This is a genomic window from Kordia antarctica, assembly GCF_009901525.1.
Classification (GTDB): Bacteria; Bacteroidota; Bacteroidia; order Flavobacteriales; family Flavobacteriaceae; genus Kordia; species Kordia antarctica.
Window position 1 is genome coordinate 3,474,071 of sequence record NZ_CP019288.1, and the last position, 26,235, is coordinate 3,500,305.

The 26,235-nt window shown below is 34.6% G+C and carries 22 protein-coding genes; 8 read left to right on the plus strand and 14 right to left on the minus strand.

The window, feature by feature from the left end:
• Window positions 1–38: 38 nt before the first annotated feature.
• Window positions 39–1,136, minus strand: coding sequence for a hypothetical protein (locus tag IMCC3317_RS14410; RefSeq protein WP_160130198.1), 1,098 nt, complete (start codon window positions 1,134–1,136; stop codon window positions 39–41).
• A 217-nt stretch (window positions 1,137–1,353) separates the two neighbouring features.
• On the opposite strand from IMCC3317_RS14410, the gene IMCC3317_RS14415 reads away from it, so the two are divergent.
• Window positions 1,354–1,572, plus strand: coding sequence for a hypothetical protein (locus tag IMCC3317_RS14415; protein WP_160130199.1), 219 nt, complete (start codon window positions 1,354–1,356; stop codon window positions 1,570–1,572).
• 46 nt (window positions 1,573–1,618) lie between these two features.
• Here the strand turns inward: IMCC3317_RS14415 and IMCC3317_RS14420 are convergent, their stop codons facing one another.
• The 7 genes from IMCC3317_RS14420 to IMCC3317_RS14450 form a co-directional block, all read right to left on the minus strand.
• Entirely contained in the window at window positions 1,619–2,572 is a 954-nt protein-coding gene (locus IMCC3317_RS14420; protein ID WP_160130200.1) for an ABC transporter ATP-binding protein, read from the minus strand.
• Window positions 2,573–2,953: 381 nt separating this feature from the next.
• Window positions 2,954–5,113 carry a prolyl oligopeptidase family serine peptidase gene (locus tag IMCC3317_RS14425; RefSeq protein ID WP_160130201.1) on the minus strand — a complete coding sequence of 720 codons (2,160 nt, stop codon included), beginning with the start codon at window positions 5,111–5,113 and terminating at the stop codon, window positions 2,954–2,956.
• A 239-nt stretch (window positions 5,114–5,352) separates the two neighbouring features.
• The gene (locus IMCC3317_RS14430; RefSeq protein WP_160130202.1) at window positions 5,353–5,736 is read right to left on the minus strand and encodes a DoxX protein; all 384 of its coding nucleotides are present in this window, start codon (window positions 5,734–5,736) and stop codon (window positions 5,353–5,355) included.
• Window positions 5,737–5,917: 181 nt separating this feature from the next.
• Window positions 5,918–6,907 (minus strand): aspartate-semialdehyde dehydrogenase, encoded by a 990-nt coding sequence (locus IMCC3317_RS14435; RefSeq protein WP_160130203.1) that lies wholly within the window; start codon window positions 6,905–6,907, stop codon window positions 5,918–5,920.
• Between the two features lie 419 nt (window positions 6,908–7,326).
• The gene (gene mscL / locus IMCC3317_RS14440) at window positions 7,327–7,743 is read right to left on the minus strand and encodes a large conductance mechanosensitive channel protein MscL (RefSeq protein WP_160130204.1); all 417 of its coding nucleotides are present in this window, start codon (window positions 7,741–7,743) and stop codon (window positions 7,327–7,329) included.
• 85 nt (window positions 7,744–7,828) lie between these two features.
• Complete coding sequence (gene alr / locus IMCC3317_RS14445; protein WP_160130205.1) at window positions 7,829–8,938, minus strand: alanine racemase; 1,110 nt, start codon at window positions 8,936–8,938, stop codon at window positions 7,829–7,831.
• 8 nt (window positions 8,939–8,946) lie between these two features.
• Entirely contained in the window at window positions 8,947–9,591 is a 645-nt protein-coding gene (locus IMCC3317_RS14450; protein WP_160130206.1) for a thymidine kinase, read from the minus strand.
• A gap of 103 nt (window positions 9,592–9,694) precedes the next feature.
• Between IMCC3317_RS14450 and IMCC3317_RS14455 the strand changes: the two genes are divergently transcribed.
• A complete protein-coding gene (locus IMCC3317_RS14455; RefSeq protein ID WP_160130207.1) occupies window positions 9,695–10,465 on the plus strand; it encodes a hypothetical protein in 771 nt (256 codons plus the stop codon).
• A 286-nt stretch (window positions 10,466–10,751) separates the two neighbouring features.
• Here the strand turns inward: IMCC3317_RS14455 and IMCC3317_RS14460 are convergent, their stop codons facing one another.
• Window positions 10,752–14,822, minus strand: coding sequence for a DUF7933 domain-containing protein (locus IMCC3317_RS14460; protein ID WP_160130208.1), 4,071 nt, complete (start codon window positions 14,820–14,822; stop codon window positions 10,752–10,754).
• A 139-nt stretch (window positions 14,823–14,961) separates the two neighbouring features.
• On the opposite strand from IMCC3317_RS14460, the gene rsmI reads away from it, so the two are divergent.
• Window positions 14,962–15,630 (plus strand): 16S rRNA (cytidine(1402)-2'-O)-methyltransferase, encoded by a 669-nt coding sequence (gene rsmI, locus IMCC3317_RS14465; RefSeq protein WP_160130209.1) that lies wholly within the window; start codon window positions 14,962–14,964, stop codon window positions 15,628–15,630.
• Window positions 15,631–15,712: 82 nt separating this feature from the next.
• A complete protein-coding gene (gene dcm, locus IMCC3317_RS14470; protein WP_160130210.1) occupies window positions 15,713–16,984 on the plus strand; it encodes a DNA (cytosine-5-)-methyltransferase in 1,272 nt (423 codons plus the stop codon).
• On the opposite strand, the gene IMCC3317_RS14475 is transcribed toward dcm, so the two are convergent.
• On the minus strand, window positions 16,930–17,640 hold the full coding sequence (locus tag IMCC3317_RS14475) for a PmeII family type II restriction endonuclease (RefSeq protein WP_160130211.1): 711 nt from the start codon (window positions 17,638–17,640) through the stop codon (window positions 16,930–16,932). The two genes, dcm and IMCC3317_RS14475, sit on opposite strands and share 55 nt — an antisense overlap.
• 109 nt (window positions 17,641–17,749) lie before the next feature.
• Entirely contained in the window at window positions 17,750–18,340 is a 591-nt protein-coding gene (locus tag IMCC3317_RS14480) for a carboxymuconolactone decarboxylase family protein (protein WP_160130212.1), read from the minus strand.
• 64 nt (window positions 18,341–18,404) lie between these two features.
• Here IMCC3317_RS14480 and IMCC3317_RS14485 point away from each other — a divergent pair, with 64 nt between their 5' ends.
• From IMCC3317_RS14485 to IMCC3317_RS14500, 4 genes are all read left to right on the plus strand, one after another.
• Window positions 18,405–18,827 carry an OsmC family protein gene (locus tag IMCC3317_RS14485; RefSeq protein WP_160130213.1) on the plus strand — a complete coding sequence of 141 codons (423 nt, stop codon included), beginning with the start codon at window positions 18,405–18,407 and terminating at the stop codon, window positions 18,825–18,827.
• Window positions 18,828–19,146: 319 nt separating this feature from the next.
• On the plus strand, window positions 19,147–19,446 hold the full coding sequence (locus IMCC3317_RS14490; protein ID WP_160130214.1) for a GIY-YIG nuclease family protein: 300 nt from the start codon (window positions 19,147–19,149) through the stop codon (window positions 19,444–19,446).
• A 526-nt stretch (window positions 19,447–19,972) separates the two neighbouring features.
• A complete protein-coding gene (gene recJ, locus IMCC3317_RS14495) occupies window positions 19,973–21,661 on the plus strand; it encodes a single-stranded-DNA-specific exonuclease RecJ (protein WP_160130215.1) in 1,689 nt (562 codons plus the stop codon).
• Between the two features lie 181 nt (window positions 21,662–21,842).
• A complete protein-coding gene (locus tag IMCC3317_RS14500) occupies window positions 21,843–23,111 on the plus strand; it encodes an MFS transporter (protein ID WP_160130216.1) in 1,269 nt (422 codons plus the stop codon).
• A 182-nt stretch (window positions 23,112–23,293) separates the two neighbouring features.
• Here the strand turns inward: IMCC3317_RS14500 and IMCC3317_RS14505 are convergent, their stop codons facing one another.
• The 3 genes from IMCC3317_RS14505 to IMCC3317_RS14515 form a co-directional block, all read right to left on the minus strand.
• The gene (locus tag IMCC3317_RS14505) at window positions 23,294–24,049 is read right to left on the minus strand and encodes a UDP-2,3-diacylglucosamine diphosphatase (protein WP_160130217.1); all 756 of its coding nucleotides are present in this window, start codon (window positions 24,047–24,049) and stop codon (window positions 23,294–23,296) included.
• A 160-nt stretch (window positions 24,050–24,209) separates the two neighbouring features.
• Window positions 24,210–24,659 (minus strand): 6-pyruvoyl trahydropterin synthase family protein, encoded by a 450-nt coding sequence (locus tag IMCC3317_RS14510; protein ID WP_160130218.1) that lies wholly within the window; start codon window positions 24,657–24,659, stop codon window positions 24,210–24,212.
• Window positions 24,660–24,875: 216 nt separating this feature from the next.
• The gene (locus IMCC3317_RS14515) at window positions 24,876–26,063 is read right to left on the minus strand and encodes a hypothetical protein (RefSeq protein WP_160130219.1); all 1,188 of its coding nucleotides are present in this window, start codon (window positions 26,061–26,063) and stop codon (window positions 24,876–24,878) included.
• Window positions 26,064–26,235: the final 172 nt, after the last annotated feature.

Sequence of the window (26,235 nt, forward strand, 5' to 3'; positions counted from 1 at the left end):
AAATACATAAAGAATTCATAGTATTGGTTTAATTATTATTAATCGCATTCAGTGGTTAATCCATCAATCCATTCCCCAATAAGATTGACAGCTTCTTCGTGAATAATAGTTCGTCCAAGTAAAGGCATTCTAAATTCTTCAGCTGTTGTATTGATTCTATAATACATCACTGAGCGTTCTTTTAAGGAAGGTGTTACAATATTTACCATTCCAACAATTTCTGTGTCAGGATCTACACACACACCTAAGTTTGTTTCGTCAGCAGATTCATCAAACGCAAAACGCACAGGTCTGTAATCACAATGTGATAATTCTGAATGACAGTGTGCACAATTGATATCAATATATGAGCGAACGCGTAAGTCAATTGGTTGCGTTTGGTCACTCCACTTTACAACAGTATTAATCGTTGTTGGTAAGTTATCTTCTAAATAGCCTTCCGCAATAAGCTTTTCTAACTGATTTTGAGAACCATCTGTGTACCCGAATAAACTATTTAAGTTTTGTGGTTTTACACCAATAGGAACAGAGTTTGTACCTTGTTTGTGACAAGTAAAGCATTCCACACTGGAAGGAATTCTGTAGTTTGTGCTTTTTGCAACGCCATTTTCCAGAAAGTCTACATTTGTAAATGAACCTTCCAAACTAAAAGTAGCTTCGGTTTGATCGTCATTCCAGATATAATCAGCAAAATACCAATCGTCTGCTTTTCTTAGCATTAAGCGAGTTTCAATAATACGCGTATTGTTAGCAGGTTGTACATTGTTGTAATAAAATGTTTTGATCAAGATTGTTCCCACGGGAAAATCTATAAGTTCATTATCAGCTGCATACGTTGCTTGCACATCGCTTGGCATCCAAACAAAGCGTTTCTTTTTGGCGTAGTCTGTAAATAGTCCTGAAATTGGCTCGTACGGAATAACGCCTAATACAGGTTCTTGCTCTTTCATATCACCTTCAAAAAAGTTGTATTCTGAAAGTGTGTCAAAAGGAAAAGCGTCCATATCTAATACAACTGGCGACATAGGAATTGGCACATAATCGTCATCAACAGCGGTATCGGTATCATCAGCACAAGAAAAAAGTGTAGCAAAAAGTAGTGCTACACTAGCAATTTTAAGTAGGTTTTTGAACATGGTTTTAATTAATTAAAGCATCTAATATAACAAAAAAATAAACGGTTAGTTTGATTTTTAGTGGATTACTTTTTATATAGAACAACTCAATCTATTTTTTCCCTATCTTTTGGTGGGTTTTGAGGTAGTATTTTGATTGTAGTAGTTTTATTAATTAGCAATAAATTTTGAACTACACCTTTCATTGTTATACCTTTAAGAGATTGAAAGTGATCTCATGGAAGAAGATAAAGCAAGTTATGAAGCACTTGAACAGGAAAACAAAGAACTTAAAGAAAAATTAGACAATATAGAAAAGTTTAAGGAGTTTCAAAGAAAAGCTGCCAAGTGGACACTTCGAAAAGGCGCTGGTGTTTTTTTGGGAAAAGGGTTGAAAGATGCAATCAAGCAAACTTTTACAGAGTTTAACACGAACAGGTATATATTATTATACTGATAATGGAGTTGTTAAGGAATATGAAAACTTTAAAAAACCAATTAATCTAGTTAAAAACTAACTCCAACCCAACTTCAACACCAATTTCCAACACACATAAACTCTCAAAAAACACCTCAATTCCTCCATACCTTGCAACAACTAAATACTGACTTCCTTTAAAATAACTTTGTTGTACTATTACTTTGAAATCAAAAGTTTCGTTTACTTTTAATTGATGTGGATAAATCAGAACAGTTTCTTGTGAAGTTTTTATACTTGGAAACAAATTCGCTGGCAATTCATTGACTTCACCAAAAAGTGACGCAATATATTTATTGGTAGGATTCTCGTATAAATCTTTAGGTGCGCTTTGCGCTATGAGTTTTCCTTGTTTTAACACAAGTGTCATATCTGCAAAGGAAAGCGCGTCTGTGCTATCGTGTGTAGCAACGATACAAGTAATGTGCTGCTTTTTGAGATATGCAAAGAGGTTTCTACGAAGCTTGTTTTTTCGGAAATTATCTATGTGACTGAAAGGTTCATCTAACAATAAAACTTCAGGTTCACGCGCAACTGCTTTTGCCAATGCGACACGTTGTTGTTGTCCGCCACTGAGTAATTTTGCTTTTACATTCGCGAATGCGGACATTTCAACCATTTCTAGCAATTCCGAAATGCGTGCTTTTTTTTCTTCAGGATAGAAATTGGACAAATAACTTCCAACGTTTTCCGCAACCGTAATATATGGCATTAAATCAAAATCTTGCGCTAAGTATTTCATCTTTTCATGTCCTGGAACGAGATGATAACTTGGCCCTAAAACTTGTTTTTCTTTCCAGAGAATTTCTCCTGCATTCAAATCATATAAACCGTAGATAAGTTTTAATAAGGTACTTTTTCCGCAACCGCTTTCGCCAATAATTGACACATGTGTTCCTTCGGGAATTTTAAAAGAAATATCCTTTAGAATCGGTGTGTTTTTAAGATAGGAAAAAGAAACGTTTTGGGCGTGAAGCATAGTGAATTGTTGAGGTGCAAAAATAGGGAGATTGTGGTAGAAAAGATGATTGAGTAGTTGAAAAGTTAAGAATTTTTCTTCGTCATGCTGAACTTGATTCAGCATCTCACAAGAGAAGATTACGATGATATCTTAAAGGAATCTCGATACAATTTTTCTCCATTTCATTTCGAAAAACCACTCGATTTGACGTTTGAGAACTAAACTGATGTATTCGTGGCAATTTTTAAATTCCTGCCTACGCAGGAATGAAAAACCGCCAAACTGAATTTCAATTTGGTGGTTTTTGTAAATTTATTTTACCAGACTCCGTTCTTCAACGGAGTTAGTTCAACTTTCAATTTTGAATGCGCCTTTCGGGCTTTTCAAAATCGAGTTTCACTAATCCTTAAATTTCTCTAAAACTGCTTTGTTTGGCAATTCCTTGAAGCCCATATTGTACAGCGTGAAACCGAACATATCAGCATATTGCTCAATGGTTTTTGTAATTGGCGTTCCTGCGCCGTGACCTGCATCTGTCTCAATACGAATTAACGTAGGATTGTTTCCTGATTGTTTTGCTTGCAATTCGGCAGCAAATTTAAAACTGTGCGCTGGCACAACTCTGTCGTCATGATCGCCCGTAGTTACCATTGTCGCAGGATATGAAACACCAGCTTTTACATTGTGCACTGGCGAATATCCTTTTAGATATTCAAACATTTCTTTGCTATCTTCGGCAGTTCCGTAATCGTACGCCCAACCTGCGCCCGCAGTAAATGTGTGGTAACGTAACATGTCTAAAACGCCAACTGCTGGCAACGCAACTTTCATTAAATCTGGGCGTTGCGTCATGGTTGCACCAACTAACAATCCGCCGTTGGATCCACCACGAATGGCTAAAAAGTCACTTGAAGTATATTTCTTTTCGATTAGATATTCCGCTGCAGCGATAAAATCATCAAATACATTTTGCTTTAACATTTTTGTTCCAGCATCGTGCCATTTTTTACCGTATTCGCCGCCGCCACGTAAATTTGGCACTGCGTAAATTCCGCCTTGTTCCATCCAAACAACGTTGGCAACACTAAAAGATGGTGTTAATGAAATGTTGAAACCTCCATAACCATACAGAATTGTTGGATTCTTTCCGTCCATTTTCAATCCTTTTTTGTGTGTAATAATCATTGGAACTTTTGTGCCATCTTTTGACGTATAAAATACCTGATTGCTTTCATATTCATCTGGATCAAAGTCAATGCCTGGTTTTCTGAATACTTTAGAAGTTCCATCTTTCGGATTGTACGTATAGGTTGTTCCTGGAGTTTTATAGTTTGAGAACGAATAATACAATATTTCATCTTCTTTTTCGCCACCAAATCCGCCAGCGCTTCCAACGCCTGGCAATTTGACTTCACGCACTAATTTTCCATCGTAATCATATTGTAATACTTTAGAAACTGCATTTACCATATATTCTGCAAATATATAGCCTGAACCAGTTGATGGACTTAATACATTTTCAGTTTCTGGAATGAAATCTACCCAGTTTTCAGGAGCAGGATTTGACGCATCAACAGTTACTATTTTTTGGTTTGGCGCGTTCCTGTTAGTCATGATATACAATTTTGAACCTACATTTTCTATTACTCTTGAATCTGAATCTGTAGTGTTTAAAATTGTTATTATTTTACTATTTGGTTTTGTCAAATCTTTCATGAATAACCTATTTCCCGACGTAGAGACTGCTCCATTAATAAATAAATAGTTTCCGTCTTCAGTAACTCCGCCACCAATATATCGATGTTTTTCTGCCGCTGTTCCGCCAAAAATTACTTTATCTTCTTTTTGAGAAGTTCCTAATTTATGATAGTATAATTTATGTTGATCTGTCTTTGCAGATAATTCACTTCCTTTAGGTTTGTCGTAGCTAGAATAGTAGAATCCGTCATTTTCTTTCCAAGAAATTCCTGAGAATTTGATGTCTACCAATGTATCTTCAACAATTTCTTTCGTTTCTACATCTTTAATAATTACTTTTCGCCAGTCGCTTCCGCCAATTGAGATTGGATAAGCAACGATTTTTTTATCTTTTGAAAAGCTCAATCCGCCACCGAGCGAAATAGTGCCATCTTCTGAAAATTTATTAGGATCTAGAAAAACTTCAGGTTCTTCATCACCTTTTTGTCTGTAAATGACAGATTGATTTTGCAATCCGTCATTTTTAGAGAAATAGCTAAATTCACCTTCTTTTTTAGGCGCACTAATTTTTTCATAATTCATTAATTGAGTATATCGTTTTTTTAACGCTTCGCGGAATGGAATACTGTCTAAATATTCGAAGGTAGTTTTATTTTGTTCTTCTACCCAAGCTTCTGTTTCTGGCGAACGATCATCTTCAAGCCAACGATACGGATCTTTTACTTCAGTACCAAACAAGGTATCTATTACTTCTTTTTGTTGCGTTTCTGGGTATGTCACTACTATTTCTTTTTTTTCGGGTTCTTTCTCGCAAGAGAAGAAAAACACTGCGAGACAACTAATTTTTAACAACTGTTTCATCTTTTTATATTTTATTGTTTTTGTCTGATAGAATTTGCATACGAATCATTTCAGTTAGTATTGAAATTTCTATTTATGCTCATTTCAAAAAACACAGGATTGGTTTTAGTTCAAATTTAATCTAAAAAAAACCACTTCAAAACAATTAGAAGTGGTTTTAACATATTGGAGTCGTTTTTTATAGCTTTTCAACGTACAATTTTGAGTTCGTTTTTTAGATTTCTCAAAATGGAGTTTCACTAATAAAACAAGGGTTTAAATTGTGGCCAATGTTTGTAAATTAAGATTCCGTTTAGAAGTGCAACAATAAATGCACCAATCATTCCGCCAGATAAATCTAGGAAAATGTGAAACAGTAAAATATTTACAGATATCGGCGCAAGTAAGATTAACGCAAAAGGCACCCATTTTTTTAGAACGAGTAAGATTCCAATGTAAACTTCTAGCGCGCCAACTACAGGAAGAATGTACCCTATGGTACTAAACGATTCTGTAAATGTAGACATTTTTAACGCTGGCATAAAACCAGTTCCATTGAAAATCATGAGGAGCTTATTAGCACCAAACACGATGAGAATTATTCCTAATACAAAACGGATAATTTTGGTAAAGTTAGAATTCATATTGCGAGACTTTTGGTTAGTGTACTCTTAAATATATGAAAAAGATGTTGACTTTACTAACTATTTCGTTGATCGTCAGGATAATTACTTTGTAATAAGAAACTGATTAATAGTATTTTGAAGTAGAAAGGCACTTCGACTTCGCTCAGTGCCCGTTATTTTATGTTTTATTTTATTTAGATTACACTAAGTTGTTGTCTACTAAATATTGTGCAATTTGAACTGTATTTGTTGCGGCACCTTTTCGTAAGTTATCGGCAACAATCCACATATTTAAACTATTTGGTTGCGAACCGTCACGGCGAATTCGTCCCACAAATACTTCATCTTTTCCTTCTGCGTAAATTGGCATTGGATATACGTTTACATCAGGATTGTCTTGTACAATGATTCCTGGCGATTCGTGCAATAGTTTACGAACTTCAGCAACATCAAAATCGTTTTCAAATTCAACATTTACACTTTCAGAATGTCCGCCAACTACAGGAATCCGAATGGCAGTTGCCGTAATAGCAATTGTATTATCGCTTAGAATTTTCTGTGTTTCACGTACCAATTTCATTTCTTCTTTAGTATATCCGTTTTCTTCAAATACATCACAATGTGGCAATGCATTTCTATGAATTGGATACGGATATGCCATTTCGCCTTTTTCGCCAGCATATTCGTTTTCTAGCTGTCTCACTGCTTTTACGCCAGTTCCTGTGATAGATTGATAGGTAGAAACTACAATCCGTTTTATTTTATATTTTTTGTGTAATGGCGCTAAAGCCACGACCATTTGAATTGTAGAACAGTTAGGATTTGCAATGATTTTATCGGTTGCAGTCAATTCGTTTGCGTTGATTTCTGGGACAATTAATTTTTTGGAATGATCCATTCGCCAAGCAGATGAATTATCAATGACAGTCGTACCAACAGCTTCAAATTTTGGAGCCCATTCTAGCGACGTATTTCCGCCAGCAGAAAATAAAGCAATATCTGGTTTGGCGTCAATAGCATCTTGCATACTTACAATAGGATATGCTTTTCCTTGATACGTGATTTCTTTTCCAATAGATTTTTCAGAAGCTACTGGAATTAAGGTTGAAACGGGAAATTTTTGCTCTGCTAATACTTTTAACATTACAGTTCCTACCATTCCTGTTGCGCCAACGACTGCTATTTTCATGTTTTTATTTTTAATATTTTTTATCTGTCAGATAGAACATTCAGATACTCATTTTTTAGTGGAACTAAATTTTAGCAATAAATGTTTCATTTGTTTACTTATACCAATTATCACTTAAAATGCACCTAATAACTTGTTTCTATTGCGCCCATACTTCGACTAGGCTCAGTACATGTATTTCAATATAAAATAAAACCGTAGCGATGCTATGCTTTTCTACTTCATCTGGACACACTATAATTCAAATTATTTTAGGCTCCTTTTAAATAACAATTAGTATTACTTAGCAAAACTAGGAATAATTATAGCACGATTTATATAAAACTTTAGAAATATCAAAAGTGCAACAAAAAGTTATATATAACACAAAAGTCACTCGTTTCGGAGTGACTTTTGATATATTATTTTATACAGAAAAATTAAGCTTGTTTTTTCAATAAATCTCTAATATCTGCTAATAATTCTTCTTGTGTTGGTCCAGGAGGCGGAGCTGGAGCAGGAACTTCTTCTTTCTTTTTTGTTTTATTATATGCTTTTATAATCATGAACATTACAAATCCTACAATGATTAAGTTTACAATGGTGTTTATCCAACTTCCCCACATAATTGCATTTTCGGGCGTAATTACTTTTCCTGTTGCATCCACAACAGCATCAGATAAAATAATCTTTTTATCTGCAAAGTCAGTTCCACCTGTAAAATATCCTACGCAAGGCATTACAATATTGCTTACAAATCCTTTTACAACGGCGCCAATTGCACCAGCCATAATAACAGCAACTGCTAAATCAACGACATTTCCTGTCATGATAAAACTTTTAAATTCTTTGAACATACTATTTATTATTAGTTAATAATTGAATGTAAATTAAGAAAAAATTAACAGTTTTTCAGACACTTACCCAGGGTATTTTATCAAATTACCGAAGAAACACACGTTTTATTCGTTGAGATACTGCTGTAAGCAATTCGTAAGAGATGGTATTTATCTTGGCAGCCAATTCTTCGGCACTTTGTCCTTCACCAAAAATGATCACTTCATCGCCTTCATTGCATTTGATCTTGGTAACATTAACCATAATCATATCCATACACACATTTCCGATTATTGGCGCAAGTTTTCCGTTGATCACAACACTTCCAACACCATTTCCAAATTGTCTACTGATTCCGTCAGCATGACCAATTGGAATTGTTGCAGTTGTCGTGTTCTTTTTTGCTACAAACGCACGATTGTATCCGACACTTTCGCCTTTTTCAATACGATGTATTTGTGAAATGACAGACTTTAACGAAGCTACAGGTTGCAATTTTTTGTCAAACTTTGGATCATTTCCAAAACCATACAAACCAATTCCTGTACGAATCATATCAAAATGCGCTTCTGGATAGTTAAAAACGCCAGAAGTATTTGTCATGTGTAAGATAGGTTTGTAGTTCAATGCTTTTTCAAAAGATGTACAAATTTCTTTGAAGGTTGCGATTTGATTTTGGGTAAATTCTTTTTCATTCGCAGCTTCAGAAGCTACCATATGTGAAAATATAGAAGTTACTTTTATCTGTGAGAGCGTTTTGAGCTTTTGAAGTATGTAATCGGTATCCGTGTGAAAAAACCCTAAGCGATTTAATCCGGTGTTGAATTTTAAATGTACAGGATACTCCTTTTTTCCTTGTATTGCCGCTTCTTTGGCAAACGCACTAAATATGCGATCGTTGTACAAACTCGGTTCTAAATTGTACGCAATGGCGTGTTTCAGATTTACAATCTGCGGATGCAATACCAAAATAGGTGTCGTAATTCCTGCGGCTCGCAAATAAGCGCCTTCACGAATATACGCTACTGCAAAATAGTCTACTTGAAGTTCATCTTGTAAAAATTTGGCAACTTCAACAGCATCACTTCCATAGCCAAACGCTTTTACAACGGCTAAAACTTTAGTTCCTGTTTTGGTTTTGGATTTTATAAATTCAAAGTTTTGTTGTAAGGCTTTGAAATTGATTTCTAGAACAGATTCTTGTATGTGTAACATTATGGTAGTTAATTGTCAGATTGTTGTTTTGGAATGATTTCTTCCGCATCGTCAACTTCAATCTCTTTCACTGATTCTTTTAGCATTGCTTTGTAATAAGCAGCTCTACTTAGTGGCTCGTATTCGTCAGTTTCTCCTAGCAAGACTAAATCATCGCTTTGGGATTTTCTAAAACTGTATTGTGCTAAGTTTCCTGTTCGTGTGCAAACGGCATGTACTTTGGTAACATATTCGGCGGTAGCCATTAATGCGGGCATTGGCCCAAAAGGATTTCCTTTAAAATCCATATCAAGTCCTGCAACAATAACTCTGATTCCTTTGTTGGCTAAGTCATTACAAACGGAAATAATTCCATCGTCAAAAAACTGAGCTTCATCAATTCCAACAACATCACAATCATGGGCTAATAAACGTATATTGGCGGCGGCGGGAACTGGTGTAGAGCGAATTTCATTTGCATCATGCGATACAACTTTTTCATCATCATATCGGACATCAACAGAAGGTTTGAAGATTTCCACTTTTTGCTTGGCAAACTGTGCTCTTTTGAGTCTTCGGATCAATTCTTCGGTTTTTCCTGAGAACATTGAACCGCAAATAACTTCAATCCAACCAAATTGTTCTTTCTGATTTACTGTATTTTCGAGAAACATTTTGTAATTTTCAAGTCGAAAACGAATTTATACTCGTTTTTGTAAAGGTGGAACAAATTTATTAAAAAACCAAAGGTTATACAACGACATTAGTTTAAATATTATGAAGAAAAAATTAGAAGGAGATTTGATGAGTATTGCACATCGCATCCTAAAGTTAAAGGGTAGAGAAGACGTAGTTGCGTTACATAAAGAAGCAAAGGAAGTTTTTGAAAAATTGTCGGTATTATTGTTTTTTGAAGAACAATTTAAAGATTCCGTACCCGATTATGCAGATTCTTCTTTTTTCCAAACCTTAGAGAATGTGTACAATCACGATAAGGTAGAACAAAATGCCGAAGACGACGATATTATTCGTCATAGTTTGGTAGCAGAAGATCCTGAGCAAGACGAATTGATTCAACCATTAATGGAAACTATTCGAAATATGGTTGCCGAAATGCCAGAAGATGAAGAAGAGGAAGCAGCAGAAATTCCAGCAAAACCAGCAGCAAGACGAGAAACCTTAGAAGATATTTTGGCAGATGTATTGCCACAACCAACGTTTGTAAAAAGTGATGAAGTAGCCAAAGAAATGGTGGCAAAAGCAGTTGCTCCAAAAGTTGAGGTAGATGTGAAATCAAAATCATTAAATGACCGATTAAATACAGGAATTTCTATTGGATTGAACGATCGTTTGGCATTTACAAAACACTTATTTGATGGAAATCAAGAAGATTATAACAGAGTAATTTCGCAATTAAATACGTCTGAATCAGAAGCAGAAGCGAAAGACTTTATTTATAATATGATAAAGCCAGAGTATAATAATTGGACAGGAAAAGAAGAATACGAAACGCGCTTTTTGGAAATTATTGAGCGTAAGTTTGCGTAGTTTTTTTGGACTTGCTTAGATTGTTGGATTGCTTAGACTTCTTAGATTTACAGTACGTCACTTCGAGTGAATTTGTATAACAAATTTGTATCGAGAAGTGCTTTGAAGCAATCTCTTTTTGCCACGAATGCACGAATATTTTTAGTTTGTTTATCGTCACGAGTTGAAAAACTCGCGCTAGCTGAGAGATGCTGTATTTCGGCTCCGCTCATTGCGCTTTGATTCGTTTCATAACAACTTTCGTTTTTTACATTTTCAATCGTAGTACATTGAGCTTGTCGAAATGTTAATAATTCAAATAAACCCAACCTGTTTTTTCAATCGTATTTCCTTGTAATTTTAAAATGTAGAAATAGGTACCAATAGGTAATTTTTGATTTTTATCAAAAAGAGCAGTTCCTTGGTTTGCAACTCCATTCCAGTCGTTTGCGTAGTTTCTTGTTTTGTACACAACAGTTCCTAATCTGTTGAAAATTACCAATTCATTATCTGAAAAATTAGCTAAACATTCAATTTCCCACAAATCGTTCACGTTGTCATCATTTGGCGAAAAACCACTTGGAATTGCTAAACAATCAGGGAATGTGATCGCTTCCGCAGAATTGTTTGTGCTATCTAAGTCCGTTTGAGCTTGACTCAGTATCTGCACAACATTCATATAATTATCGGCTCTTAATACCGTAACATTGATTGTTAACGTTGCAGAACTTCCTGCCGTTAGGGTTGAAAGTGTCCACAGTTGCGAAATGTTGTCGTACAAACCAACTGTTGTCATGTGTGAAACATATTCGTAGCCATTTGGAAGCATTTCTTCTACTATAATATTGGTCGCGTCTAAGTTGCTATTATTGGTAATTGTAATTGTAAATTGAATCGTTTCACCAATAGAAGGCATATTAATATCAACTACTTTTTCAATTCCTAAATCAATACATTCAATTGTTGTAACTGTGACGGTTTCTCGTGCAATTCCAGGGCAATTATTTTCATTGATAATTTCAATTTCATAGGTTGTATTTGCTGTAATTATTGGCGTTTCAAACGAAGTTCCTGTAAATACAATTTGCGCAGGATTCGAACTTTCATACCAATTATATGTATATGCAATTGTCGGATTGTCAATAATTAACGTCGTCGATGTTCCAAGACAAACTTCTGCATCAGCGATTCCTAAATTTATATCGGTATGAATTTCAAAAACCGTGACTTGAATTTCAGTTTCGTCGTCATCAGCCAATCCGTCAGCTAAATCATCTACATTAAAACTTGTGGCAACATCGCTATCCAAATCTTGAATACTTGTGGCGGTAATTTCCGCAGTCGTTTCAAACTGATTCGTAATTGCAGTGTCAATAGCTAAAATAGTTGTCGTAATTTCTGCTGTAAATGTGTTGTTTCCAGCGAAAGCTGAAATACTAATAGTAGAAAGTTCCCAAATTCCTGTTGCATTTGTGTATGTTCCGCCAGCATTATCAGATAGATATGTAAACCCTAAAGGATTCAAATAGTGTTCCACTGCAACATTTGTGACAGCATCCGGGCCATTATTTGTAATTGTTAGCGTAAATATAGCTTCATCGCCTTCACAATATTGCGTTTGATTTGGCGTCAACGAAATTTCTAAATCGGCACTTGGCGGAATTGGCAATACATTTAATGTAGCAAAAGCACTTGTTGCATCTATATTATTTAAGTTTGAAAAATTACTGAAATCGTTCGTATAAAAATCAGGAACAGACGATGTTACTAACACAGAAAATGTACAATTGGCAACTCCATTAGGAAATACCAAATTGGCAATTCCGACAAAATCATCATTCGTTAAACCAACAAAATCAGCCGTACAGCCATTACTTTGCACCCAAGCTGGATCGCCTGCTAATACAATTCCCGCAGGTAAATTATCGGTAAACGAAATACCAGATTGCGCGGCATTTCCAGGAATATTAGTAATCGTAAATGTCAATAAAGAGGTTTGTGAAGCCATAATTTCGTCTGGTACAAAACTTTTACTCACAAGCGGAGAAATGACTTGCACACTAGAAATAGAAATATTGGTACTTGGATCAAATTCGCCATTATTGGCAGGATCGGGCTGAACTTCGGCTATATTATTAAACGAACCTCCAAAATTTGGCGCGACGACAGGAATTCGTAATTGAATTGTTGCATCAGGATCTAATAACGGAATAACGCCAGAAACGACATTTCCAACAATATTAAATGTAGTTACACACGTAGCATTTCCGCTCGTAACTGTACATGTTGGCGTTCCTGTAATGGTAAATGCATTATTGACAGTTGTAGTAAACGTGGCGTCTGTAGCTGTTGAACTGATAACACTATTGGTAATATCTACAACCCATTCAAAGTTACTATTGATCGGAACCGTTGGCGCAGAAGGAAATGTTTGTACAATTAAATCTACGCAAGGCGTTAAATAACTTGTAGCAAACGAAGTTTTTGAAATGCCTTGTCCGTCTGTAATAGCTCCGATTACGCCGTTACTTACAGAAGTTACAGTACTAGAACATGTTGGTGTCCAATTGACAACTACTTCAAAGGTAATAGAACTTTCTGCGGGAAGTTCCCAATTTTCAGCATCGGTAATTTCCCAAAAAACATCGTTTACTTGCGTGTATTCAATGCCAATATTTGGATTAATAATATCATAACAAGTTGCAGTTCCTGTCGTGGAAACACAATTAACCGATTGTAAAATGGCAGTTACACCACTACTTCCCGTTGAATTTCCGTAAAAGTCTGCTAGCATTAACGGAATTGCTATTAAATTATCGTTCGTTACTGTAATTTCATAGGTAATATCGCCCCACGGAATTGGGTCATTTGCAGAACCACCTAAAGGTAATGTTGGATTTATTTGTGTTTTGGTAATGCTAAAATCGGTAGCGCTAATACATTGATTCGTTCCAACGGCTTGCGGAAGAATGATATTACTGAATTCATTATTATCGTCAGGAAAACAATCAACATGTTCTATCATATTAATGGTGCTTCTATAATTAGAAACAATTACAGTATCGGTAGCGCAAATAGGTTCCAAATAACGGACTACGGTTCTTGTTACAACTTGTCCGCCGTTAGGAATCATATAATCTTCTACAGACCAAAATTGATTTGTAGCTCCAAGTATGTAATTTGTTGTTCCGCAATTTAATCCGCCAGTAGCGCTAATACATTCCACCGAAATAATTTCCCACTGAAGTCCTAAATTTTGAAAAAAGAAGCGAATAGTTGTATCTAATGGTCCATTATTAGTAACGGTAGTTTCAAACGTTACGGTTTGGGTATAATCTGCAATAATTGCGCCGCCAGAAGGATCTGTTTGAACAGTTGTAATGGAAACATCCGTACACGGACAAAGTGTTGATAACAATAAATCTGTAATTTCTGTATTTGATTGACTCGATGAAGTCGTATTATTTGCCAATGCAATACGCACATAACTTCTCGTTTTAATCAAGCTCGATTCAAATCCGCATTCGCCTTCAAAATAAGCATACACAACTCTAAACGTAATGCTTGATTGAGACGGAAAAATAATTTGGTTGTCAAACGAATACATCTGTTGCGTCGGAACAATAACAGTTTGCGGTCCAGAAGTAACACCTAAATCTGCGGGACATGAAACGCCATTAGTCGTTCCAATACATTCCAAAGAAACTAATTGTACCAATGCAGTTCCATTATCTGCGTTTGATAACATTCCTTGAAACAAGTTAAAACTATCAATCGGATATTCAATAGTACTATTATTTGTAATGGTAAATTCAAACGTAACTTGGTCGCCCCAAGCGGAAATTGCGGTTCCTGATGGCGGCGAAATTTGCTGATAATCAATTATAAAATCTAACGGAACATTATTTACGTCCATAGAGACGATGGAAATATTACTAGCGGGCATTGTATCTGTTGTGCCTGTCGGCGGAAAAACCTCAGCAGTTGTTGAAATTCCTCCTAATTGAGTTGGCGCTCTTAAGTTAATTCGAACCTGAACGCTAGAACTTGTAGGCATATTAGGAAGCAATCCTGTAATAGTATTTAGAGTAGGATTATAAGTTAAATTTATAGCCAAAGCTGCGCCACCAAGCGGATTAATGCTTTCAATGGAAACAACAGTAACGTTTTGATTCAATACTTGTGAAAATGTAGCGTTACTTACAGCATTCCCTGAATTACTTATGGTAGTAACATAGCTAAACTCTTGGAATAAAAATACATTTGGAATTGTTGTGCCAGTATCATCAGTAACTTCGATGCTTATAGATAAATCTGTGGTTTGTCCCCACAAAGTGGCAGATACTAACAGGAAAAAAAGGTAAGAAAAATGTTTCATATAGTATAAATGATACAGAAAACCTGAAAAGGTTGCGTATATATAACAATAAAGATACAGTAAATACGACTTATATTTTTTTAATAGTTATTTTTGATTCGAAATTTAACGCAAACTTCAACCTCTAAAACACGCATTAATGAAACTTTATATTGTGCCAACGCCTATCGGAAATTTACAAGATATGACCTTTAGAGCTGTGGAGGTTTTAAAAACTGTCGATCTAATTTTGGCAGAAGATACACGCACGAGCGGAAAACTCTTAAAGCATTTCGAAATCGGTACACACATGCAAAGTCATCACATGCATAACGAGCATAAAACGATAGAAACTTTAATAAAACGCATGCAGGCTGGAGAAACATTTGCTTTGATTAGCGATGCTGGAACGCCTGCAATTTCTGATCCTGGGTTTTTACTAACACGTGAATGTATTGCCAATAATATTCCTGTGGAATGTTTGCCTGGTGCAACCGCTTTTGTGCCTGCTTTAGTAAATAGCGGATTGCCAAATGATAAATTTGTCTTTGAAGGATTTTTGCCTGTAAAAAAGGGCAGACAAACACGTTTTAAAATTTTGGCAGAAGAAACGCGCACCATGATTTTTTATGAATCGCCACATAAATTAGTCAAAACGTTGGGACATTTCTGTGAATATTTCGGCGAAGACCGACAACTTTGTGTTTCCCGTGAACTCACAAAACTCTACGAAGAAAACATTCGCGGAACCGCGAAAGAAGTTTTAGCGCACTATGAAAATAAACCACCAAAAGGGGAAATTGTGGTTGTTGTTGATGGGAGAAAGTAGTTTATTTTTTATAAGCGTAATAATGTTTTTTTTCTATTACTATTATATATAAATTTGTAACCAATGTTTAAGGTTGTATAACATGGTTATGAAAGATTATTATTCGCTGTCAGAAGCTTCTGAAATTTTAGGAAAAAGTAAAGAAACACTACGTAGATGGGACAATTCTGGTAAATTTTCTGCTGCCCGAGAACCTATTAGCAATTACAGAATTTATAAAAAAGATGAAATAGAATCGCTGTTAGAATTATTTCCTGTTGATATTAACGATTCTATAGATAATTTTGTAGTTCCGTTACAAGAATACAAAGTTTTAGAACTTTTTGCAGGAGCTGGCGGATTGGCTATAGGATTGGAAAAATCTGGAATAAAATGTGCAGCTTTAAACGAAATAGATAAATGGGCTTGTCAAACGTTAAGAGAAAATAGACCAAATTGGAATGTGTTAGAAGGTGATATTAAGACATTTGATTTTACTAATTATAGAGATAAAGTTGAAGTTGTTACTGGCGGATTTCCATGTCAAGCTTTTAGTTATGCTGGAAAAAAACTTGGTTTAGAAGATGCTAGAGGAACTTTATTTTATGAATTTGCTAGAGCAGTAAAAGAAGTTCAACCTTTAATCTGTATTGGAGAAAATGTAAAAGGATTACGTTCTCATGAAAAAGGAAAAACATTAGAAGGAATGATTTCTATTTTGGATGAAATAGGATATAATGTAGTTCCTGTTCAGGTTTTAAAAGCAATAAATTATAGAGTTCCACAAAAACGAGAACGATTGATATTAGTTGGAGTTCGAAAGGATATTGATATCAAATATGAATATCCGAATCCGCATGAAAAAATATATAACCTTGTAGATGCCTTAAAAAAAGGAGAATTATTTGATAGCAATGTTCCAAAATCAGAAGGTTCTAAATATCCTGAGCATAAAAAAGAGATTCTTGATATGATACCACCAAAAGGATATTGGAGAGATTTACCTCTTGAACTTCAAAAATCATACATGGGAAAAAGTTTTTATTTAGGTGGCGGAAAAACAGGAATGGCACGAAGAATAGGTTGGGACGAGCCAAGTTTAACGCTTACTTGTAGTCCAGCTCAAAAACAAACAGAACGATGTCATCCAGATGAAACGCGTCCGTTTACCGTTAGAGAATATGCTAGAATTCAAACTTTTCCAGACAATTGGAAATTTATAGGTTCAGTTTCGCAACAATACAAGCAAATTGGAAATGCAGTTCCATGCAACTTGGGAGAAGAAATAGGATATTCTGTAATAAAGTTTTTGAATCAATACTATTCGAAATCGAATAAATCGGAAGACTCAATTTCTTTAGCCAACGCCATATAACCTTGCTTGAAGAAATCTTCAGTATCAATATCTAAAATCATAGTATCTAAATTAACTACAAGCTTATCATAAAATTCAGCAAAACCAGTGAGTCTATGCCAAAATTCTTTACCAATAATTACTGGAAATTGAGCATCTATTTTTCTGTAATGTTGACTTAATTGATCTTCTTCTCCGTACAAAACACCTAAAATTAAATCTGAGTTATTCAAATTCATAGCATTTGTTCTGGCTAAATTGGTAACCGTTGAAAATTTCTTCAATAAAGGATTTACATCTTCTGAATTTATTGTATTTGGACCAGATTTTAATTGACACCACTTTTTCCTTCCATCAATTTTATCTGTAAATTCTATATCCATTCCTTTAATCAAAGAACCACTGGCAAGATTCAATTCTACGAACATATTCTGTATTCTAGTACCAAAAGAAGTATTAATAGAAGTGCCCAAAATTCTAGGATAATACAAGGCTTTTGCAATTCCTAAAGGAGAAAAATCATCTTCAAGTATCTTTGATAAATACTTTACAAGAATTGGATTTATTTTATAAGACTTAAGCTTCGAATGCGTTTTTAAAGAATTAATTTTATGATTCTCAAAGATCTTATCTTTAAAATAGGTGGTTATAATCTCTATAAGTTTGGCTTCGTCCATATTCAAATATAAATATTTTCTTTAAAACTTAATGAGTTTAAAATGACGTATTCTAAAAACCCTCACTATTTCTAGCAAGGGTTTCTGTTTTATAAAATTTTCAAAGAATTTACACGTGTTTCCCTTTTTCCCAACCGTGTTTTCCTAAATATTGATCTCCGCTTTCTACAGCGCCTTCTTCAATAGAAGTTCCCATACTATCGTTCCAACGATTTAAATATCCAAATAATGAAATAACACCAAGCATTTCTACAATTTCGCCTTCATTCCAATACTTATACAATTCGGTTTTAATAGCTGAATTTACTGCATTTGGAATAATAGAAGCTGCCAACGAAAAATCTAACGCGGCACGTTCAGCATCTGAAAACGCAGGATGTGTTTTATATTCCCAAACATTATCCAATTGTTCTTGTTCTGCGCCGTAACGTTCTGCGGCTCTAATGGCGTGTGCCTGGCAATATCTGCAACCTGTGGCGTTGCTACTTACCCAAGCAATCAATCGTTTCAAAGCCGAAGTTACACGACCTTCATTTGCCATCACAGCTTTATTTAAGTTGATAAATGCCTTCGAAATGGCTGGTCTGCGTTGCATCGTTAAGACAGAATTTGGGCAAAACCCAAGTGTTTCGTTAAAAAATTCTGCTAATTCTTTCGTTTCTGAATCGTGATCTGGATTCAATGGCGTTACTAACGGCATAATCGTATATTTTTAAATTAATTACTTGTATTTTTGAATTCACAAGAAACGAAAAACTTCAGACATGGCAGATAAAATCACAACACAATGGAAAGGAAATATGTTATTCGAATCGGATAATCCAAGCGGAAACAGTGTATTAATGGACACTTCACCTCAAAATGGTGGAAACTATGACGGATTGGGTCCAAAAGCAATGATGTTATCTTCGTTGGCAGGTTGCTCAGGATTGGATATAATTTCAATTCTAAACAAAATGAAAACCTCAGTTGCTGATTTTAAAATGGAAGTTGTTGGTGAACTCACAGAGCAACATCCAAAATACTATCATTCTGTAAAAGTTGATTATCATTTTTATGGAACTGATTTAGATGAAAATAAAATTCAAAGAGCCGTTGATTTATCTGTAGAAACTTATTGTGGCGTCATGGAAATGTTCCGTCGTTTTGCAAAAGTGGAAACGAATACGTATTTTCACAGCAGCTAACAATCTTATTTAGTTATAGTAAATCGTCATTTCGAGTAATTTTCTAGAGAAAATTGTATCGAGAAAAGGTTTTTAACATTGTAGTATAATTTTCCTCAGTTTAATTCACACACGTCACTTCGAGTAATTCGCCAAAGCGAATTGTATCGAGAAGTACTTGGAAACGTAAAGTTTTTTTATCAAATATGATCTCGATACAAAAAACGTTATCACGTTTTCCACTCGATCTGACGTAAGTAATTCAAACCGTCACTTCGAGTGAATTTGTACAACAAATTTATATCGAGAAGACTCTGAAACGATACCTTAAATTAGGAAAATGAAAGTATCGTATGTATATATATTGAAATGTTCTGATGACTCTTATTATACTGGAGTTACAAGCAACCTTGAAAAACGTTTTCAACAACATCAAAATGGTTTTCACAAAGAAAGTTATACATACTTTAGAAGACCTTTAATATTGGTTTTTTATGCTTCTTTTACAGATATAAATATTGCAATAGATAAAGAGAAACAAATCAAAAAATGGTCGCGTGCTAAAAAGGAAGCTTTGATTGATGATAGATATGAAGCATTACCTAATTTAGCGAAGAAGAAATTTAGAACAAGAAAGTAGATCTCGATACAAAATTCTTCCAGAATTTTACTCGATCTGATGCCTTTGTAGCCCAAAATGTCACTTTGAGTAATTTTAGAAAAAATTGTATTTATAAGTATTTAAAAATGAAAAACATATTATAATATTGACTTATAATTGATCTAACGCCTTTGTAACTAAAAATGTTACTTATAGTTTCATCAGTCGTCAATTGTTCAAAACGTCACTTCGAGTAATTTTCGCAGAAAATTGTATCGAGAAGTGCTTTGAAGTAAAAAACAACATTATGATTATTGAATTAGATCTCGATACAAAAAACTCTACGAGTTTTCACTCGATCTGACGATAGTAGTAGAATAATAAGCAACCTGTAAAATTAGATTTCGATACTGAATTCTTATAAAATTTCACTCAATCTGACACCTTTTTAACAAAATATTGTTTTGTTATCCAAAACGTCACTTCGAGTGATTTTCGGAGAAAATTGTATCGAGAAGTACTCTGAAACCAAAAAAGTACATTAAAAATCTAAACCAAAAAAACCATGCGTTGGACATTAAAACCAAAACCAGAAACACATAAAATTGAGCATTTAGTAGACGTATTGCAAGTCAATGAAACGGTTGCAACACTACTATTGCAACGTGGAATTGAAACCTATGAAGATGCCAAAAACTTTTTTCGTCCTTCGTTAGAACATATTCACGATCCGTTTTTAATGAAAGATATGAATCTCGCTGTCGCGCGAATTGACAAAGCAATAACCAATGGCGAAAATATAATGGTGTATGGCGATTATGATGTAGACGGAACAACTTCGGTTGCGTTGGTTTCTTCATACTTAAAAACCATTTATCTAAATGTAGCTACTTATATTCCAGATAGATATGAAGAAGGTTACGGACTTTCCTTTTTAGGAATTGACTTTGCAGAAGACAATGATATTTCATTAATTATCACACTCGATTGTGGCATAAAAGCCGTTGATAAAGTTGCATACGCAAACGAAAAAAACATTGATATCATCATTTGCGATCATCACAGACCTGGAAACGAATTGCCAAAAGCGGTTGCAATTTTAGATCCAAAACGAGATGATTGTAATTATCCGTATGACGAATTGTGCGGTTGTGGCGTTGGCTTCAAACTCATTCAAGCATTAGGCTCAAAAAGAGGGCAAACCATTACTGATTTATTTCCGTATTTAGATTTAGTCGCAACAGCAATTGGAGCAGACATTGTTCCGCTTACAGGCGAAAACAGAATCTTAGCACATTTTGGAATGCAAGTCATTAATTCGGCACCAAGAGCAGGATTTAAAGCAATTATAGATCAACTAAAAAAGAAAGAATTAACAATTACAGATGTTGTTTTTGTAATAGCTCCAAGAATTAACGCTGCAGGAAGAATAAGTCAAGGGTTACATGCGGTTGAATTACTTACGGAGAACGATTTGGAAGTTGCCAAACAATACGCAGCGTCCATTGAAACCTACAACACAGAACGTCGCGCGCTCGATCAAGAAATTACAACAGCCGCTTTTCAACAAATAGAAAAATTACAAGAACAAGAACGTTTTACAACGGTTGTGTACGATGAAAACTGGCATAAAGGCGTCATCGGAATTGTCGCTTCACGCTTAATAGAAACCTATTATCGTCCAACATTAGTGTTCACAAAAAGTGGCAATAAATTAGCCGCTTCTGCACGTTCTGTCAAAGGATTCGATGTTTACAATGCCTTAGAACAATGTCAGGAACATATCATACAATTTGGTGGACATAAATATGCCGCAGGATTAACCTTGAAAGAAGAAAATTATCAAGCATTTAAAGATGCGTTTGAAGAAGTTGTGAAAAATTCGATTGATAAAAATCTGCTAACACCAGAAATTCTAATTGATAAAGAAATCGCACTCAAAGAAATTACTCCAAAATTCTATAGAATCTTAAAACAATTTTCACCATTTGGTCCGCAAAATATGAGTCCGACTTTTATGAGTACACAATTACAAGATACAGGTTGGGCAAAATGTGTTGGCGCAGAGGAAGATCATTTAAAAATAAAGGCGATACAACGAAAATCAAAGGCGATTTCTGGAATCGGTTTCAATCTGGGCGAAAAACTTTCCAAAGTGCAAAACAAAAATCTATTTGACGCCGTATATTCCGTTGACGAAAACGAATGGAACGGAACTGTGACTTTGCAATTACGTTTGAAAGATATTAGATAATGTATCAATGTATTAATTTGAAAATGTACCAATTTGAAGATTTGAAGATGGAAATTCAACTCCTAATTCAATATGTTTTAATGAAACATTAAGCATGTAATTTTTTCATTTTATAGAATTATCATCATTAAGTTAAACGATTTGTATTTTATAGTTTAATTTTGGCGATAAATATTACAAAGTGCAAAAACTAGATCCGTACGCAGCATTGCGATTCAAAGAATTCAACATTTTTCTACTCGTTAGATTCTTCTTGGTTTTTGGTTGGTCTATGCAATTTATGGTGATTGAATGGCAAGTGTATTCTATTACCAAAGATCCATTATCATTAGCTTTTATTGGACTTACAGAAGCAATTCCTGCCGTTTCGATGGCATTATTTGCAGGACATATTGTAGATCAAAAAGAAAAACGAACCTTATTATCAATCTGTATTGGATTGTTCTCAATCATAAGTTTAGGATTATTTTTATTGACATGGCCTGAAGTAATTTCGGGTTGGGCTGAAAACACAGTTTTGTTAGGTATTTATGCAATGGTATTTTTTGGCGGTTTTTTGCGTTCGTTTTTTGGTCCAACTATCTTTTCTTTAGTTGCGTTAATTGTTCCTAAAAGAATATACCCAAATGCCGCAACGTGGAGCAGTTCTACATGGCAAATGGCGAGTATTTTAGGGAAAGCTTTCGCTGGATTATCCATTTTTTGGATTGGTGTCCACTTTTCTTTATGTGTCGTATTTGTGCTTGTCGTATTATCATTTGGTCTTTTATTATTAATTCCGAAGAAACCAATCATGAATCCTAAAATTGGAGAAAGTGTAAAAGAAAGTTTAAAAGAAGGCATCAATTTTGTGCGTAATGAACCAGCCGTTTTAGGCGCATTAACCTTAGATATGATTGCCGTTTTATTTGGTGGCGCAGTTGCCTTATTACCAATTTATGCCACGAAAATATTGAATGTAGGTTCGCTCGGATTTGGCTTGTTAAGTGCAGCAACTTCCGTTGGCGCGTTAATTACGATGTTGGTTACAGCGTATATTCCAATTACTAAAAATGCAGGAATGAAATTGCTCGTTGCCATCTTCGGATTTGGTATAAGTATCATCATTTTTGGAATCTCAGATATATTTTGGATTTCATTAGTAGCCTTATTCTTTAGTGGAATCACTGATGGTGTTTCAATGGTAATTCGTCAAACCATATTACAACTAAAAACACCTGACGAAATGCGCGGACGCGTGGCTGCTGTAAACTCAATGTTTGTAGGTTCGTCTAATGAATTAGGAGCTTTTGAAAGTGGCGTTGCCGCAAAATTGATGGGAACAGTTACTGCTGTAGTTTTTGGCGGAACTATGACGTTAATTACAGTGCTTACTACAGGATTTGTTTCTCCATCGTTCAGAAATTTAGATTTAACTAAAGATATGGAAGCGCATTCTAAGGAAGAGTAGCTTTTTATAGCCTTTAGCTATTTGCTTTTGGCTTTTAGTGCGTTTTGAAAAAATATGATATTTTAAAATAAATAGCAAAACTCGAAGTATATCTCGATACTAAATTCTTTCAGAATTTCACTCGACATGACGTTTCTAAAAAGTCTAACAATCTACATTTCGGCTCCGCTCAATGTTCGCAGCTATTCATATTTCTTCAACGAAAGTACTTTCCCATCAAATTCTCCGTAGGTATAATAATGAATCCAATCGCCAAGATTTACGTAGCGACTTTTCTCGTTGAGGTCTATTTCTAAAGGCAAATGACGATGTCCAAAAATAAAATAATCGTAGTGTTTAGTTTCAAGTTTTTGTTTCGCATATTGAACCAACCATTCGTTGTCTTCTCCTAAAAATTTAGCATCTTCATCACCTGAAATCAGTTTATTTTTAACAGATAAATATTGTGCAATTCGCATGCCAATATCTGGATGCAACCAACGAAAACACCATTTGAAAAAAGGATTCGTAAATACCTTTTTCATGCGTTTGTATCCTTTATCTCCAGGACCTAATCCGTCACCGTGACCAATGAAAAATGTAGTATTGTTAAATGTAAATTCTTGTGGTTTGTGATATACAGGAATGTTGAGTTCTTTCTCAAAATAATCATCCATCCATAAATCGTGATTTCCCACAAAAAAATGAATTTGAATGCCTTTATCACTCAGTTCAGCTAATTTTCCAAGCGTTCGCACAAAGCCTTTTGGAACTACGGTTTTATATTCGAACCAAAAATCGAACAAATCGCCTAATAGAAAAATGGCGGCGGCATCGTGTTCAATTTCATTCAACCAAGCCACAAACTTTTTTTCTCTCGGAAAACTAGCTTCTGCCGTTGGCGCGCCTAAATGGTTGTCGGAAGAGAAGTATATTTTTTTTCCTTCGGGAATGTTCATGGTGTAAATATAACAATTCTGTAATTCCTGCGTGTCACATTGAGTTAAATCGAAATGCAGGCAGGAATCTATTTCTACGTTGTTATGCGTTGAAACGCATAACTACTGTGCTCAGTGTTCAATTAATGAGATACTCAATCAAGTTGAGTACTGCGCTTCGCTAGTTATCACTCGCAAACCATTCCGCGCATGACGAATCGGTTTCTTGTAAACGCAATGCAAATAGTTGAATGTCTTTTGGAAGTCTGCTTTTTATTTTCGCAGCAAAATCGATCACCATATTTTCACTTGTTGGCTGATAATCTGCTAAAATTACATTATGTCCTTCGCCGCGCATTGTCATTGCCAACGAAGCATGTGGCGTATGTTTGTTAAACACAATTGCGTGATCAAATACATCTACAACTTCTTCTTTTACGATTTTTTTAAGATCGCTAAAGTCGATGACCATTCCCCATTTTACGTTTGTATCGTCTGTAATAGGATTTCCAATCACGGTTACCGAAAGTTTATAACTGTGTCCGTGTACGTTTTTACATTTCCCGTCATAACCGTATAAAGCATGACCGGTTTCAAAATTAAATTGCTTTGTAATGCGAATTTTGCTCATTTTCATTTTCAATTAATGTGCAAAGATAGGATATTTTGTGTTTTTTCATTCCCGTCTTTCGATTTTACTCAAGATAAATTACGACGGGAATCTAGACTTTAGAGTCAATAATCAAGGTCTTGGACTTTTTTCGCCACGAATGCACGAATGTTTTTTTTAGTTAGTTTATCGTCACGAGTTAAAAACTCGCGCTAGCATTCTAGCTAAACGAATCTTTTATTTTGCTTTTTTTACTTGTTCAAAATATGCTGCTGGAATTTGCTCTCTTATATTTTTAAATGGAAATTCAACGTTTCCATCTGGAGATTCTTCAAAAGATAGAAAATGTGGAATGGAGTAGTGTCGTATACATTTATATGGATGTATAATTCTGATACTATCTTGCTGTGTTTCATCTAATTTATTAATAGAAACATTGAATAACGAAAGAGCTGTTTTATTTCGTTCTTCATCTAAAATAGTTTTATAAATACTAACAAATTCTAAGTAGCTTTTATAATTAGATTCTAAATCATACAACATCAACATAGGTTTCTTGTTTTTTATTGTGGTTTTCATATGTTCAGAAAATGCTTGTTTTGAAAGCTTTTCTTTTCCAAAATAAAATTCATTTCCTATTAAGAATGTATATTGAAATGGTTCATTGTTTTCAACAAAAAAATTCATTTGACCAAATCGATCAGGTAGATATTGTACAATATATTCCTTAATGTAGTTTGGATTTACATCTGGCAATAATTTTATTCTGTGGAACTCTTTATTTATAATATTGTTTCCTATTGGAGCTATAAAAGGTTGCTCTTGATTGTTTGCTAGAAAAATTGTGTAGAAACCAGAAAAACAACTGGTTAAGAAAATGGATTCTACATCTTTCATTTTTACATTTTTATCACAGTGTAGTACAACTTTATAAACATTACGATATACACTTTCACTATAATTCATATAGACGTCATGATGCGCATCTACTTGTAAAAGTGTATCATGATGTCGAATATAAAATTCGTCTGTAGTTGGTTTTTTTCCACAGTAAATATCTATTGTTTGATGAGTTAATAATAGTTCATCAAAGTAATATCCTTCAAGCTTTGGCAATTTAACTTCTATTGGATTTTTAAATTGAATTTTTTTATATGCTTGTCCATCAATCCACATTGAATCTTCTGAAATTGATGATTCAAAAGTTTGTTCAGAAAACGTTAGACTTCGATTTTTAATAGAAACTGGATAAGAACTCCAAATTACTTCATTCTGACTCAAAGCGATACTGTCTTGGTTTATTTTGATATAAATTGGCTTCTCATTGGGGAAATCAACGGCAACCCAATTTCCATAATACTGTTCTTTTTTAGAACAAGAAAGTAACAGAAATAAAACAATAATACTTGGAATTATTTTTTTCATAAGAATAGAATTGATTTCTAAAAAGCATCAAATTTTATGCCTTTGTTTTGATCCGTCATTACAAGGAGTTTGCGACGAAGTAATCTGCTACTTGTCAACAGATAGCTTCATTTCGACTGCGCTCAATGTGAAACATTTCATTCGCTATGACGTTTTGCAATTTACATTTTAA